Raw genomic sequence first — 14,727 nt, forward strand, 5'->3', positions numbered from 1 at the left:
ACTACTGTAATAATGCCGGTTTAGCTTTCTTCGAAAAGATGTATAACCCAATATACGTAATCAATCCATTCACAATCAATAACTCGTTACCAAATTTATAGTTGTTGAACCATTCCATCGAGTTTTTACTCAGTATAAAACATATCAACGGCGCTGCTAAACATACCAAGATCGACCCGCCATCCCAAGTTCTGCGCTTACTGAGAATACCAAAGGCAAATAACCCCAGCATAGGGCCATACGTAATCGTGGCCAAGAATAAAACCGAATCGATAATGGCACTATTGTTATATGCTTTGAACAATAAAATGGTCAACAATAGCAATACCGCGAACGATACGTGGATAATGTTTTTTGTACGTTTGCCTTTACTATCCATCTTCTCCACATCTAATCCCAAAATATCGATGTAGAAAGAGGTCGTCAATGTTGTTAATACACTATCAGCACTACTGAAGGTAGCCGCTGTTAAGCCTACTATGAATACGATGGCAGCAAATCCACCTAAACTATTCAAGGCCAACATCGGGAATAAATTATCGGTTAATACACGGCCCGTAACCGGGTCGGTTGGAATTGTAATCCCTTTCGCAATTACGTATTCATACAATAAAATACCCAGGCTGAGGAAGAACACGTTCACCACCATTTGCATGATGCTGAATGAATAAATGTTCTTCTTCGCTTCGTATAAGCTGCGGCACGACAAGTTCTTCTGCATCATGTTCTGATCCAAACCCGTCATGGTAACAGCGATAAACATACCACCGAAAAACTCTTTCGGGAAGAAGTTGGATTGTTTCCAGTCCCAAAAGAAGGTTTTCGAGTATTGACTATGTGTAATGTTGCTTACTAAATCACCTACGTTCCATCCCAAGTCGCGGGTAATAATAACGATGGTTAAAATCACGGCCAACAATAAGAACATAGATTGCAAAGCGTCTGTCCACACTAAGGTTTTAATACCTCCACGGTAAGTATACACCAACATTAAGGCAATCATCACCGATACCGATAATTCGAACGGTACACCGTAGTGTTGGAATACAAAAATTTGCAATACACCTGCCACTAAGAACAAGCGGGCGGCGGCACCTACTAAACGGGAAATAATGAAGAATACAGCCCCCGTTTTCTGTGTTACCGGGCCGAACCTTTCCTGTAAATAGGTATAAATAGAGGTTAAATTCCTGTTATAGTACAACGGCAATAGCACGGTGGCAATTACCACGTAACCGAGTACATACCCCAAAATCGTTTGCAAGTAAGAAAATTGCGCTACGCTCACCTTACCAGGTACCGAAATAAAGGTAACCCCGCTCAAAGAATCACTGATCATACCAATGGCTACCAAATACCAAACGGAATTTTTATCGCCGGTGAAGTAGGCTTGTGCATCTGCTTTACGTGCCGTGAAGTAGGAAACAGACAGTAAAATGCAGAAATAGATTGCTATAAATAAAATAAAAACGGCCGGTGCCATAATCTACAATAAATTGATTTTGCGTTGAGAATTCATGTTGTTGCCAGGTTCACCATTCACCTTTTGTCTTCGTAAATATATGCTTAGAAAGTTTGTTCAGATGGCATATGGTTCCGGTGATACTCGTTCCTTTGTCAAGAGGATTTTATATAAAATAATGTTTAAAAATAGGGAAATAGTTGGATTTTGCAGTCCTACAACCTTTCTTTAAGGAAGCTTTAATGTGAAAATTACGATATATGAGTACTAGTATTGGCGTTTTTTGCGGGTCGAGTGTAGGAAATAACCCCCATTACGCAAAGGAAACAAAAGCACTCGGTCATTTAATGGCCGATAAAGGTATGACCATGGTTTACGGTGGTGGACAAGCCGGCTTAATGGGTATAGCTGCCGACGCGGTATTGGAAAAAGGCGGGAAAGTAATTGGCGTGATACCCGAATTCCTGAATACGAAAGAAAGGAAGCACAACAACCTCACCCAGCAAATTGAAGTGCAAACCATGCACCAAAGGAAAACGATTCTTTATGAATTGTCGACCATGGCTATTGCATTACCAGGCGGGTTTGGTACGCTCGACGAGCTATTCGAGATTATTACTTGGAACCAATTGACCTTGCATACGAAAACAGTGGGATTGTTGAATGTAGATGGTTTTTACGATCATTTATACCAACATATTTTGCATGTAGGCAACGAGGGCTTTGCACCGAAGTTACAAATAGAGAACTTGCATATGGCCCCTACGGCGGAAGAACTATTATTGAAAATGGCTTAGCTGTAAATGAACACGAAAAAGGCGATTAAACAATCGCCTTTTTCGTGAAACATTAAAGGCTTTAAATACTTTGCGTGAGTTCGTGCGCAAGCCCGAAACTGAGTGTCATACCTGCACCACCCAAGCCATTCACAATTGTTACGTTTTCGGCAGCCGGGAGAATTAGCTCGGTTTGGCCGTTGGTGAGTTTTGGGTAAATGCCATGCCAACGTTCTTGTATGTTGAACGAAGGCGCTTGCATGAATGTGTGTAAATATTGAAGGATCAGCTCGTTGATGAATTCTTTATCAAACGGTTCAAAATCGCGGCCGTATTCATGTGAATCGCCGATAGTTAATTCACCTGCTCCATTTTGTGATACCAATAAATGTACCCCCCATTCCATATACGCAGGCATTTCTGCAGCAATACGAGTCTTCAATGTATCTAAACTTTTACAGGTAGTAAAAGCAGCATAATGCAGCAAGGTTAGTCCTGCACATAACGCAGGCCCCAACTGCCAATTACCCGGCTGAGGAACTGTACGCATCATTTGTAGCTTGCACTTAGTAAGTGGCGCAGCTGCATACAACGATGGGTATAGCGTTTCAAAATCGGCACCGCTACATATATAGGCATGCTCGAATGTCCATGTTTCGTTGGGGGTTTCTATAGTATTCTTGTTGATGGTATTGATAGCTGTATTGAACCGGAAGGTAACTCCCCATTGCTCTTGCAAGTACGCGGCTATGGTGGCACTCGCTAGGCGGGGATTGACCGTTATTTCCGAGGCACTGTACATGGCGCCTTTTAAATGATGAGATTTTACAGCTTGGGAGTATTGTTGAACTTCGGCGGCAGATAGAAGTTTACACCCTTCTCTTCCCCCAGCTAAAAACTCTTCCAACACGGCTAATTCATCATGGGCATAAGCGAGGTGTAGCGAGCCTGTAGGTTGGCATTGTAAACCCGTAGCCGCCCCTAGTTCCAACCACACTTCACGGCTTTTCATGGCACGGTTATAGGCAACACCTTCCATTTGCCCAATGGGCCATACCAAACCAAAATTCCGAATCGATGCACCGATCGCTTTACTGTTACGTTCAAATACGACGACCTTCTTACCTTTCTTTGCTAGGTGATATGTCATGGCCAAGCCCACGATACCCGCTCCTACTACGGCAAAATCTGCATGTTGTTGTTGTTGCATAAACCGTGTACAATTAAGCTGTAAAAATAGAAATGTTTGTAAATTATAGTTTAGTAATTATAAACACATAACAATTCAATAAAACACAAAGCCCATCTCCACAAAGTAGAGATGGGCTTTGCTATATGCGAATATGATTACAAACCGATGTTAAACCCAGCTTGGAAAAGTGGCTGGTTATTGTACGGCGAGTTTTTATCTTGAATTACATCATACAACAAGGAAATAGTAAAGGCCGAGTTGCCACCAATAGGTTGTGCATAACCTCCACCTAACAACAAGCTAGGTGCCCCATAATTAGAGGTAAACTTGCGTGATGGGTTAGGATCGTTGTATTGTGTATGCTTCTCTGCGATGGAGTTATACTCGGGTTGCGCGTGTAAAAATAAAAACGGCACCGGGTACACCCTACCCCACAAACCGCCACCAAAGATGGTGTACTTGTAACGGTCGCTTACATCATTCGAGTACGCGTAATAGTATTTCGTTTGAGCAAATTGGAAATTCACATTCACACCCGCAGCAATGTATTCATTGAAACGGTAACCCGCCATAGGCGATATGTTAATGTTCGTATAATCACCGAATGCCATCCCAAAGATACCACCCACCATTAGCTTAGAACGATCAAAGCCTTTAGTAGTTTGCTGCTTGGGCTCATCTGCGTAATACCTTTTACGTTGTTTTACCGTATCGGTTTTATAAAATTGCGCATTTGAGACTTCTGTTGCGGCTAGCACAATGAATAATAACGTCAATATTCGTTTCATAGAGGACGATTTGGGTAATATGTTACGAATTTATTGGTTTTTTATGATGCAGCAGTTCAATTTATCGAATGTTTAACAATCGAAAATCTTCCCGCGGTTTAATATGTTATTCGGATCGAAGGCCTGCTTGATTAGTTTCATCAATTCCATTTGCTGCGCATCAAACACGATGGACATAAATTCTTTCTGCACTAAGCCAATGCCATGCTCGCCACTAATGGTGCCTCCCAGTTTTTTTACGAGAGTGAAAATTTCACGGATACCATCTTTCAAAGTACCATTCCATAGCTCGTCGCTTAAATCGCCTTTGATAATGTTTACATGTAAATTTCCATCACCGGCATGACCGTAACAAACTGAATGAAAACCGTATTTCTTCCCAATTTCCTTTACCCCTTTCAATAAGGCTGGTAATTCGGCACGCGGCACAACGGTGTCTTCTTCTTTATATACAGAATTCGATTTCACTGCTTCTGCTACACGGCGACGTAATTTCCAGAGTTCTTCTTTTTGTTGATAACTATCAGCAAAAAGAATTTCACCCGCTTCGTATTGCAATACCACTTCGGCAATTGCCTCCATTTCTTGCATAAGTACATCTACGTGGTTGCCATCTACTTCGATTAACAGGTGGGCTTGTACCCCGTCTTCTACTTTCACCAAGCTGCTATCCACAAATCGCAATACCCATTCTAAAGCATCACGCTCCATGAACTCCATAGCGGAAGGTGTATACCCTGCACGGAAGATAGCGCTAACTGCTTCGCAGGCTTTTTCCGCGGAATTGAAGGGAACCAGCATCAACAAATCGTGCTTCGGTAATGGTAACAACTTCAACACTATTTTCGTTACAATACCCAAGGTTCCTTCACTACCAACAATAAGTTGCGTAAGGTTATATCCCGATGCATTTTTCAATACATTCGCCCCTGTCCAAATAACATTCCCATTCGGCAATACCACCTCCAAATTCAGCACATAATCCTTTACTACACCGTATTTCACAGCTTTTGGGCCGCCCGAATTTTCGGCAATATTACCACCAATAAAGCAGGAGCCCCGGCTACTTGGATCTGGTGGGTAAAACAGTCCTTTTTCTTTTACAGCGTTTTGTAATTCTTCCGTAATAACACCCGGCTCTACCGTTACTTGTAAATTGCGCTCGTCGATGTGTATAATGTTTTTAAACCTTTCCATCGATATTAACACCCCACCGAATTGCGCCAATGCTCCACCACTTAAGCCTGTACCGCCACCTCGTGGTGTAACAGGTAATACTTGTTCGTTACAATATTGCATAATAACGCTTAAGTCGGCTGTAGTAGATGGTTTCAATACTACTTCAGGCAGGAAATGTAAGTCTTCCGTTTCGTCGTGTGCATAACGGGCACGGTTCTCGTCATCGACATACACGTTGGCTTCGCCGAGGATATCGATGAAGCGTTTTACGTGTTGCTCATTTACGGTGTTAAAGGTTGTCATATAACAAAAATAGAAAAGAAAAAAGAAGGCGTACACCTTCTTTTATAAACGTTATTGGGTAATAGGTTGTTTGGTTAGAAAGAAGGACATAATGTTTTACGAGCAGCATTTCTAAACTGCAAGTTGGGATATAACCCCGTATAAACTATGCCTATCTCGTAGGCGCCTTGACGGCGATTGGCGGCTGAGAATGCGGAGGTTGTTACGTCGTAGTTGAACATAATTTTCACATTCTTAATTTGGTACCCCACCAAGAATATAGCCGCATCATCTAATCGGTAATAGATACCTCCGAACACCTGTTGCTCGCCATCACCAGAAAGGTTGTAAGCAGCATTACCACCTGCTACAATTTCGCGTGCTTTAGCTTGTTGAGCAAAGTAGGCGCTTGGGTTGATGATTACTTTATCGGAGAGTTTTAAACTGGCGTTTAAGAACCCAATAAAGCGACGATCTATTTGATTATTATAGTTGTAAAATGTTTCTTTCGGTTTATTCACGTGTTGTACAGAAAGCCCCGCGTTGATATAAATATCATCCGTTGGGAAATACGCGTAATTCAGTCCTACTTGCAAATCGAGGTAATTGACGTTATTCTGCGAAATGGGTTCTGCTGTGGGCAATTGCGCATCGAAGAACTGTCCATTCCATTGGTCGAAGAATGTGAGCTTCGACATATCAATTCTTTTATTTGCCCAACCTACGTTAAAACCTGCCGACAACAAGCTACTTTGCCCCATTAATTGGTGATAGGCCACAGAGCCATAGACTTTAGTTGAAGTAAGGTTACCCGTACCTGCTACATCGTGTAATATAACGCCACCTACACCTACCCAGCCATATTCCAATTTATCTTTCATTAATTGGAAATCGCCGAAGGCCGACATGGTTTTATAGGGCACTGGTATATTAGCCCATTGGTTACGGTAGTTCACGCCCAAACGGTAATCGCCGTCGGGAATGAAACCTGTATTAGCAGGATTGGTGGTTAGCGGGGAGTTGAAATATTGCGAAAAATGCAGGTCTTGCGCATGCACCGTAGCGGTGAACATGCATAAGATGCATATCGTGAGTGGTGTAATAAATTTTTTCATCTCCAAATCATCTTAATAGTGTAACATTACCTGTTCGCGACCCCTTGGTTCCATCGGTAAACTCAATGTAAACAACATAACCGTAGGCATCCATTGGTTGTAAAGCACCTTTATAACGGCCATCCCAGCCCATGTTAGGATCATTACTTTCAAACACCAATTCTCCCCAACGGTTGAATACTTTTAAATTGAAGCGTACCGCGCCGAAACTCTTCACTAAGAATACATCATTGATATTGTCGTTATTAGGCGAGAAAGCGCTAGGCACATCAAACTTCGGAATTACGATTGCGCTAACAGGCTGGCAAGTAGTATCCTCGCAACCAAACTGGTTGATGGCTACTAAGCAAGCTTCGTAGGAATTGGTTCGGTTGTATTGATGCACCGGGTTAACCAGGATCGACGTATCGCCGTCGCCGAATGTCCAGTAATATTTTTGAGCGCCCATCGACGTGTTAGTAAAACTAACCGGCGTATTAGGCATGGGTTGTTGTGGTGAGAAGATGAAATCTGCCCTTGGATTACCATTTACCACTACAGGAATAATTGTGTCGTGTACTTGGTTACAAGTGGTAGGATCGAAGGCTTGTAAATGCACTTGGTACACACCTGGATTTTGGAAGGTATGTTCTGGATAGGGCGTATTAGTGGTGGGTGAACCATCACCAAAATTCCAAATGAACGTCTGGCCCGCCAAGGAAGTATTATTAAACTGTACGAAGTACGGTGCACAACCATCGGCAGGGCGATCGAACTGTGCTTTCACATTACCGGCTACACGAATTTGCTGGATCGAATCTTCCGGCGCATTACAATAGTTCGCATCTACGAGCGACAATTTAATGTTGTATATGCCTTCAGGGTATTGGTATTCAAATGGTGCTAAGTCTGGGCGTGTAAATGGAGCTGTTCCATCACCCATATCCCAAACAAAGGAAGCATTCGTAAACGGAATACCTGGCGGTGCTGTAGATGTGTTGGTAATAACGTATGTTAAACTGTTACAAGGCGGTTTACGCTCAACAGTGAAGCCCAGTTGAGCACGGTTAGAACGAATACGCACAGGGTAATACGCTGTATCGCGTACATTACAAGCACCTGGATCGAATTTCACCAGCCTAATGGTATAATCGCCATTGGCTGCATAGATATGCGAAACGGGTATGTTGGTAGTTGTTGTTACCAACGGTGTTCCATCGCCCCAGGACCATTCCCACGATTGCGCAACTGTACTACTAGTATCTTGCGCGGTGATTTCATCACCGGAACAATAGTTTTGCTTCCGTCCATTTGTACGAATCTGTGCCCGCACCCCGTCGAGGTTAAACGCAATTTTAATCGCTGCCAAGTTACAGAATGGCGGGTTTGCCGAAGCATATGCACCGGCCGTAGTGGGGAACCGTACAGGACTTTGTGAACAACTCGAACAAACTGATTGATAAATTACCCCGTTATAATCAAAACGACTTGTACCTCCATCTACGTGCTCGTAGTGTTCACGTGCACCGAAGAAAGTAGCGTATAATTTATCTACAGCATCACGTTGTAATACGAAGAAATAGAAGTCGGCCCCATCGGTTGTACGGTACTTGGCATCTGCCGTAATTGGTAAGCCATATGTATAGGCCGAGGGCTCACGGGTACGGAAGTTACCCACATTGTAACCACCGCCCCAACCAGAAATATAGACGTTCTCGCAACGATCTACGAGGAATGCTACCGGCGATAAAGTAGGTTGTGGCCCTTCTTTACCGAAAGTGGTAGAATACACGAAAGCCGAGAGATCGGGTTGTAATTTAGAGATGTATTGTTTCGAGTTGTCGTTGTAAAACCTAGCGTTGCCGGGGATGCGAACAATGGGCCAAGTGCCCTCTGTTGTACCCATTACGTACACATGTCCTTCACGACCTATTTGAACACCATATAGCATATCTGCCCTGTTGGTACCCAAATACGTTGCGTGTAAAATAGTTCCGCCATCGGCACTAATATGGTACACAAAGCCGTCGGCGCCACCACCCGCATGTGTTGCTTGTAGCGGGGTACCGGCCATTGGTAAGTTGTTAGAAGTTGTTACACCGGCCACATACAGGCTATTCGTTCCGTTTAAAGCAATTACGAAGGCTGCATCATCACCACTTCCTCCTAAAAACGAACTCCATACAATGCTACTACAATTGGGGTTCAACTTCACCACTACTCCATCTTGACCACTATTTTTATTTCTTTGGAAAGTATTGCCTACTTGTGGGAAGTTCGAAGATTGGGTACAACCTACAGCGTAAATAAAACCTGCAGCATCTACTAAAACTTCACTTCGTGCATCATCGCCGTAGTTACGCTTCAGGGCAGTAAGGCCTTGTTTGTTCGGATCACTATTCACCCCATCATTTCCAGAACCTCCTAAACGAATACCGCCAATAATTCCTGTGCCGGTTGCATTTAATTTCATCACCACCATATCAAGTCCGCCACCAATAGAGCCGCTATCAACAGGGAAATCGGGCGAATCGGTTCTCCCGGAAATGATCAAGTTATTTTGTGCATCTACGATTAAGCTGTGCGGTTGTTCAGTGCCTGCACCGCCGATATATGTAGAGTAATGGATATTTCTACCATTGGAAGTAAACTTAGTAATAGCGATATCGCAGAAGCCACCCATGTAATTACGGGAGATAGCGCCTAATGTAGTAGGATATTCACCGTTACCAAACACAATACCGCCGGCATAAAAGTTACCTTGCGGATCGTATGTAGCTGTATACCCCCAGTTATCGGCTTTTGAGCCGGTTAAGGTGGAGAATACTACCGTTGGATCGATGATTAATGGGAATGCTTTGTTGTATTTACCGGTTACTTTATACGATAACCTGTTACCATCCAATTGGTATTTCACCTTTACTTCTACGCGTTCGTTATTCACAAATTGGTAAGCGTATGGTTGCAATTCATAGGAATGCCCCACAGAGGTTTCTACGTACAATTGGTTTTTCTGTAATTGAATTTTCGTAGCGCCGTTATACTCGAATTGAATGCTATTTACATCGCCACCGGGATAAACGACCATATCGTACTTCAACTGGCCCGCTTCAGAATACACGAGCATGTCGATGAAAGGATATAGTTGTTGATACGTTACGTTCTGGTAGTTCACTACGTTTGTAGCCCATTTACTTTTATCGTTACCAATGAAGTAGTTAGCGTACCCTTCATTGGGTTTTGAAGGAACAATACGCGCGTTATCGTTGGCGTTGATAAAGTTTACTTCGTATGCATGTGAACGAAGAATCATGGAACCGGGTTGCGTTGGCTGGCCGCCCGTTGCACCACCTTCACCTGCTTGCTTGCGGGCATTGGGATGTTGTTCAACAGGAGTACCTCCTCCACCGCCGCCATTCACGATATCGTCGGGCAATTTATGACCGTGGATTTGATCGGTGATAGCCAATAAATCGTCGCGGTTTAATAATTGGTATACAATACTTTTTTTCTTGAGATAAACGTTAGATCCATCGAGGTCGGCTTTATACAACACATCCTTATTCCATTGCCCTTTGTTTTCCACAAATTGCAATAGGGCCTGTTCGCTGCCGGTAGATTCACTCTGAGCGAGGGCCGGTTGTACCAGCATGAGTAAAAAAACAATAAAGGTTAAGCCAATAGGGAACGTAGATTTCAAGCGGTTCGATTTAAGTTTTATCTGCTAAACTAAGTTACTCTTTTTAACGAACAGCCTACCTAAATTGTTACGAAACAAGAGAAATTAATCACTTGATTATTCACATAAGTACTATTAATCATATGCGTTACTTCCTGTATAGGTTTCCTGTCGTTTAGTAGTGTCTTCGTAATCTTTCTAAGGATAATATAGACTGTCCACCCCCTATAACGTTTAAACCCTTAAGAAATTTTGCTCCACTGCGATTTTGAGCGTTCGTTTGCTAAGAAATCGTGCAAACGCTTGTGGATAGGGAGTGTAAGTTCTGGATCTTGGGTTAAAATTTTTTCTGCACATTCCCGGGCAACGGCCAAAATGGCTTTATCGGCTACTATATCTGCTAGTTTTAGGTCGAGTACCCCGCTCTGCCTTGTTCCTTCAATATCACCAGGGCCTCTTAACTCCATGTCTTTCTCCGATATCACGAAACCATCGTTGGTTTGCACCATTACTTTGATGCGTTCTTTAGAGTCGTTACTCAGTTTATTGCCCGTCATTAATACACAAAAGGATTGTTCCGCCCCTCTACCCACGCGGCCTCGCAACTGGTGTAATTGCGATAAGCCGAAGCGTTCGGTGCTTTCTATTACCATTACGCTGGCATTGGGTACGTTTACGCCTACTTCAATTACCGTGGTGGCTACCATGATATTCGTATCCCCGGTAACAAAGCGTTGCATATTGGTTTCTCGCATGTCGGCAGGTTGCTTGCCATGGACCATGCTGATGAAATATTTGGGTTCCGGGAAGAAGGCCTTTACTTCTTCGTAACCGCGCATTAGGTTTTCGTAGTCCAATTTCTCGGAGTCTTCGATTAACGGGTATACGATATAGGCTTGCCTACCTTTTTTGATTTCGTCTTTGATGAAGTCCATTACCTGCGCTCGCTGTACTTCGTTACGATGTACGGTGGTAATGGGTTTACGACCGGGTGGCATTTCATCGATAATAGATACGTCGAGGTCGCCGTATACTGTCATGGCTAATGTTCGCGGTATAGGCGTGGCAGTCATCACCAAGATATGCGGCGGCGTTGTGTTTTTCTGCCATAGGCGTGCCCTTTGGGCTACCCCGAAGCGATGTTGTTCATCTACGATGGCCATCCCTAAGTTTTGGAACACCACTTCATTTTCCAACAGCGCATGTGTTCCGATGAGAATGTTGATCGTTCCATCGGCCACACCGGCCAGTATTTGCTTGCGGGCTTTTCCTTTGATGGCACCGGTTAATATGGCTACGTTTACCGGCATATTGGCCAGTAATTCTTGGATGCCTTTATAGTGTTGTTGGGCTAATATTTCTGTTGGTGCCATTAGGCAGGCTTGGAAGCCGTTACCATTGGCCAGCAACATGGTTAATAGTGCCACCATTGTTTTACCACTCCCTACATCCCCTTGCAGTAAGCGGTTCATTTGTTTGCCGCTCATGGTATCTTGACGAATCTCTTTCAGTACACGTTTTTGTGCACCGGTGAGTGGGAATGGAAGATGGTTGTTATAGAATTCGGTGAACTGATCTCCCACGTTGTTATACACGTATCCCCTCGAGGCTTGTTGCCTGCGAAGCTTCATGCGTAGAATGCGTATTTGTGTGAGGAAGAGTTCTTCGAACTTCAATCGACGTTGTGCTGCTTTGGCTTCTTCTTCATTCGCCGGTAAGTGAATTTTGAAGTAAGCTTGGTTGCGCGGCATCAGCCGGTATTGTTGTAAAATATTGTCGGGTATATTTTCTGGAATCTCGTCGAGCGATAGCTGCTCCAGCAAGTTCTTGGTAAGCTTCGCAATCCCTTTGGCTGTGAGGCCGCGTACTTTCAGCTTCTCCGTGGTGGAATACACGGGTTCCAGGTATTGTTTCCCAGTGGCTATATTTTCCGTGAGTAAATCCATTTCGGGATGACTGATTTGCAATGTTCCATTGAAAACAGATAGTCGCCCAAATACGAGGTAAGCTACATTTTCTCGTAAGGCCTTTTGCATCCACTGCCATCCTTGGAACCATACCAATTCGAGTTCCCCGGTTTCATCGCGTAATACAGCCCGTAATCGTTTTCCACGGTTTTCTCCCAATACTTCAATCGACACGATTTTCCCGCGGATTTGCACGAAATCCATGGTACTATCGAGGTCGCGAATTCTATCGAGTTTTGTTCTGTCGACATACCGGAATGGGAAGTATTCGAGTAAATCCCGGAAGGAGTAAATCGACAATTCTTTTCGAATGAGTTCGCCTCTTTGTGGACCTACGCCTTTAAGGAATTCGATCGGGTTGGATAATATGGATGTAATGTAGCTTATGGCAATAATATTTTTTTACGCGTTCAAATTTCGAAAAAATGAAGGGCTTGTCCAAATAATATGAGTGTTGCGATGTGTCGTTAAGTATGTTTTTGAGGTATAGGGAAATGTGGTGATCCTGGGGTGCTTTGTTTTCGTCGCTCCAGGGCCGCTCCAAAGGCCCCGCATTGTATGTCGGAATGTGGTTCTGCGGGCCTATTGCAACTATTTAGGGGGGTGCGGCGTATGGGGGGGCGGTGGTGTTATTGGGAGGTGGTGGGGCGGTGTTCCGCATAACCAAGTTTCCTCCATACAATGCTGAAAAAGGGGGAAATGCGGCGATTTGGATGGGATTGAGGAGGATTGGGGCTCTTATAGTGTGTTCATTATTAGGTAGTTACAAGGGGAGAATTGGCTAGAATGGCCATGGTATTGGGTGGAGATAGGCAAAAGATAGGGTTAAGATAGGCTTGGGATAGGCAAAATATAGGGTTGGGATAGGGTAAGGATAGGCTTTAGATAGGGTGAGGATAGGGAAACTACATGGATTTACATGGAAATTACTTAGAAACTACATGGGAAGTACTTGGGAAGTACTTGGGAGTTACTTGTGTCTTGTACTAAAATAACTTGACACTTAGCTAGCGATATTACTAAATGAACTTGACAGGGTTTGTCAAATTACTGATTTTACTTGACAAACAGCTTGAATACCAGCATTATGCTTCGTAGCTGGTGTTTGTAAATCGCATCCAAAGTGCCGTCTATACTGGTTGTAGCGGTAAATGGCGCTATTTACCTGCTTTACGGCTGCTTGGAAAGAAGGAAATTGTTGGTTTAGTTCAAATTCCTGTTTCAAAATACCATTTACACGTTCGGCTAATGCATTTTCATATGGGCTCCCCGTCTGGGTCATGCTGATTTTAACACCGTTTTTTTGCAGCACGCTTACGTAATCGTTACAGCAATATTGCACACCGCGATCAGAATGATGAATGAGGGATTCGGCAGGTAAAGCCCTTGCCTTTAAGGCCCTTTTTAAGGCTGCAATACAGCCGTCAGCTTTTAAATTGGGGCTTAACTCGTAACCCACAATTTTCCTTGAATAAGCGTCTGTTATTAATGACAAGTGTATAAAACCATTTTTAGTAGACAAGTAAGTAATATCACTTACCCATAACTGTTCTGGTCGACTAGGTACCATTCCTTGGATTAAGCTAGGCCATTTACGGTAATGATGACTAGACTGCGTCGTATATACCCTCTTTTTGTGACGTTTTACCAATAACCCGTGATCGGCCAATAATGCGTGTAGACCATCCCTTCCTAGTTTTATGTTTTGAGACACAAAGGTGGGCTTTAGCTCCTTGTAAAGCTTAATAGTACCACTTTTTGGAACCATTTTCTTGACGGCTTGCACCAAGTCTAATACGACTGCTTTTTGCCAACTACTACTGCTATCACGTTGTTTAATATCATACCATGCTTGCCTTGTTTTACCAAACAAACCACAGATTTTTGACAAGGGGACTTCCCGCATTATCGCTTTCATTTGGGTGGCTGTTTGATGCCAAGCTTTTTTACGATATCAACGCCCAGCTCCTTTTCTGCATTTTTGATCAACATTTCTAAGGCTGTAATACGAAGTTGGGCATCCTTCAATTGCTCTTCCACTTCACTATTAGCGGTAGAAGCCTGAACACTAGATGATGTAGAAGCTTCATTCTTTCTAAACCATTCTACCATCGTTTGCACAACAGATGCACTTTTTAAACCATGCTTCCTAGCTAGTTCGGACATACTCAGTGAACCTGTGAGGTACTCACGGGCGATCATAATTTTGAAGGACTCCTCGTAAAGGAAGGCGCTACGACCATGTTTCTTTTTCATAATTATCTCAAATTTAGGCTAACTATATGTAAAGTCGTTTTAGGAACCGACA

Annotated in this window: 10 protein-coding genes; 1 reads left to right on the top strand and 9 read right to left on the bottom strand. The window is 43.4% G+C overall.

Annotated features, from left to right (window positions below; all coding sequences use genetic code 11):
- Position 1: 1 nt before the first annotated feature.
- A complete protein-coding gene (locus LX64_RS22025) occupies positions 2–1,483 on the bottom strand; it encodes a sodium:solute symporter (protein ID WP_111599853.1) in 1,482 nt (493 codons plus the stop codon).
- 239 nt (positions 1,484–1,722) lie between these two features.
- On the opposite strand from LX64_RS22025, the gene LX64_RS22030 reads away from it, so the two are divergent.
- The gene (locus LX64_RS22030; RefSeq protein ID WP_111599854.1) at positions 1,723–2,259 is read left to right on the top strand and encodes an LOG family protein; all 537 of its coding nucleotides are present in this window, start codon (positions 1,723–1,725) and stop codon (positions 2,257–2,259) included.
- Between the two features lie 61 nt (positions 2,260–2,320).
- Here the strand turns inward: LX64_RS22030 and LX64_RS22035 are convergent, their stop codons facing one another.
- The 8 genes from LX64_RS22035 to LX64_RS22070 form a co-directional block, all read right to left on the bottom strand.
- The gene (locus LX64_RS22035; RefSeq protein ID WP_111599855.1) at positions 2,321–3,448 is read right to left on the bottom strand and encodes a TIGR03364 family FAD-dependent oxidoreductase; all 1,128 of its coding nucleotides are present in this window, start codon (positions 3,446–3,448) and stop codon (positions 2,321–2,323) included.
- A 137-nt stretch (positions 3,449–3,585) separates the two neighbouring features.
- Complete coding sequence (locus LX64_RS22040) at positions 3,586–4,218, bottom strand: hypothetical protein (RefSeq protein ID WP_111599856.1); 633 nt, start codon at positions 4,216–4,218, stop codon at positions 3,586–3,588.
- A 72-nt stretch (positions 4,219–4,290) separates the two neighbouring features.
- Complete coding sequence (locus tag LX64_RS22045) at positions 4,291–5,700, bottom strand: FAD-binding oxidoreductase (RefSeq protein ID WP_111599857.1); 1,410 nt, start codon at positions 5,698–5,700, stop codon at positions 4,291–4,293.
- Between the two features lie 74 nt (positions 5,701–5,774).
- Complete coding sequence (locus LX64_RS22050; protein ID WP_111599858.1) at positions 5,775–6,794, bottom strand: PorP/SprF family type IX secretion system membrane protein; 1,020 nt, start codon at positions 6,792–6,794, stop codon at positions 5,775–5,777.
- Positions 6,795–6,801: 7 nt separating this feature from the next.
- Complete coding sequence (locus LX64_RS22055) at positions 6,802–10,473, bottom strand: gliding motility-associated C-terminal domain-containing protein (protein ID WP_148707426.1); 3,672 nt, start codon at positions 10,471–10,473, stop codon at positions 6,802–6,804.
- A gap of 221 nt (positions 10,474–10,694) precedes the next feature.
- Positions 10,695–12,815 carry an ATP-dependent DNA helicase RecG gene (gene recG / locus LX64_RS22060; RefSeq protein WP_317048355.1) on the bottom strand — a complete coding sequence of 707 codons (2,121 nt, stop codon included), beginning with the start codon at positions 12,813–12,815 and terminating at the stop codon, positions 10,695–10,697.
- Positions 12,816–13,461: 646 nt separating this feature from the next.
- Positions 13,462–14,337, bottom strand: coding sequence for an IS3 family transposase (locus LX64_RS22065; RefSeq protein WP_111598168.1), 876 nt, complete (start codon positions 14,335–14,337; stop codon positions 13,462–13,464).
- Positions 14,334–14,675: a transposase gene (locus tag LX64_RS22070; RefSeq protein WP_111598167.1), complete on the bottom strand. Its 342-nt coding sequence runs from the start codon at positions 14,673–14,675 to the stop codon at positions 14,334–14,336. The genes LX64_RS22065 and LX64_RS22070 overlap by 4 nt, the downstream gene beginning before the upstream one ends.
- Positions 14,676–14,727 lie beyond the last annotated feature (52 nt).

The sequence above is a fragment of the Chitinophaga skermanii genome (assembly GCF_003259335.1).
Classification (GTDB): Bacteria; Bacteroidota; Bacteroidia; order Chitinophagales; family Chitinophagaceae; genus Chitinophaga; species Chitinophaga skermanii.

Bases quoted from the DNA above. Each gene is read 5' to 3' on its own strand.
- LX64_RS22025 (WP_111599853.1), bottom strand. From the start codon at position 1,483: ATGGCACCGGCCGTTTTTATTTTATTTATAGCAATCTATTTCTGCATT.
- LX64_RS22030 (WP_111599854.1), top strand. From the start codon at position 1,723: ATGAGTACTAGTATTGGCGTTTTTTGCGGGTCGAGTGTAGGAAATAAC.
- LX64_RS22035 (WP_111599855.1), bottom strand. From the start codon at position 3,448: ATGCAACAACAACAACATGCAGATTTTGCCGTAGTAGGAGCGGGTATC.
- LX64_RS22040 (WP_111599856.1), bottom strand. From the start codon at position 4,218: ATGAAACGAATATTGACGTTATTATTCATTGTGCTAGCCGCAACAGAA.
- LX64_RS22045 (WP_111599857.1), bottom strand. From the start codon at position 5,700: ATGACAACCTTTAACACCGTAAATGAGCAACACGTAAAACGCTTCATC.
- LX64_RS22050 (WP_111599858.1), bottom strand. From the start codon at position 6,794: ATGAAAAAATTTATTACACCACTCACGATATGCATCTTATGCATGTTC.
- LX64_RS22065 (WP_111598168.1), bottom strand. From the start codon at position 14,337: ATGAAAGCGATAATGCGGGAAGTCCCCTTGTCAAAAATCTGTGGTTTG.
- LX64_RS22070 (WP_111598167.1), bottom strand. From the start codon at position 14,675: ATGAAAAAGAAACATGGTCGTAGCGCCTTCCTTTACGAGGAGTCCTTC.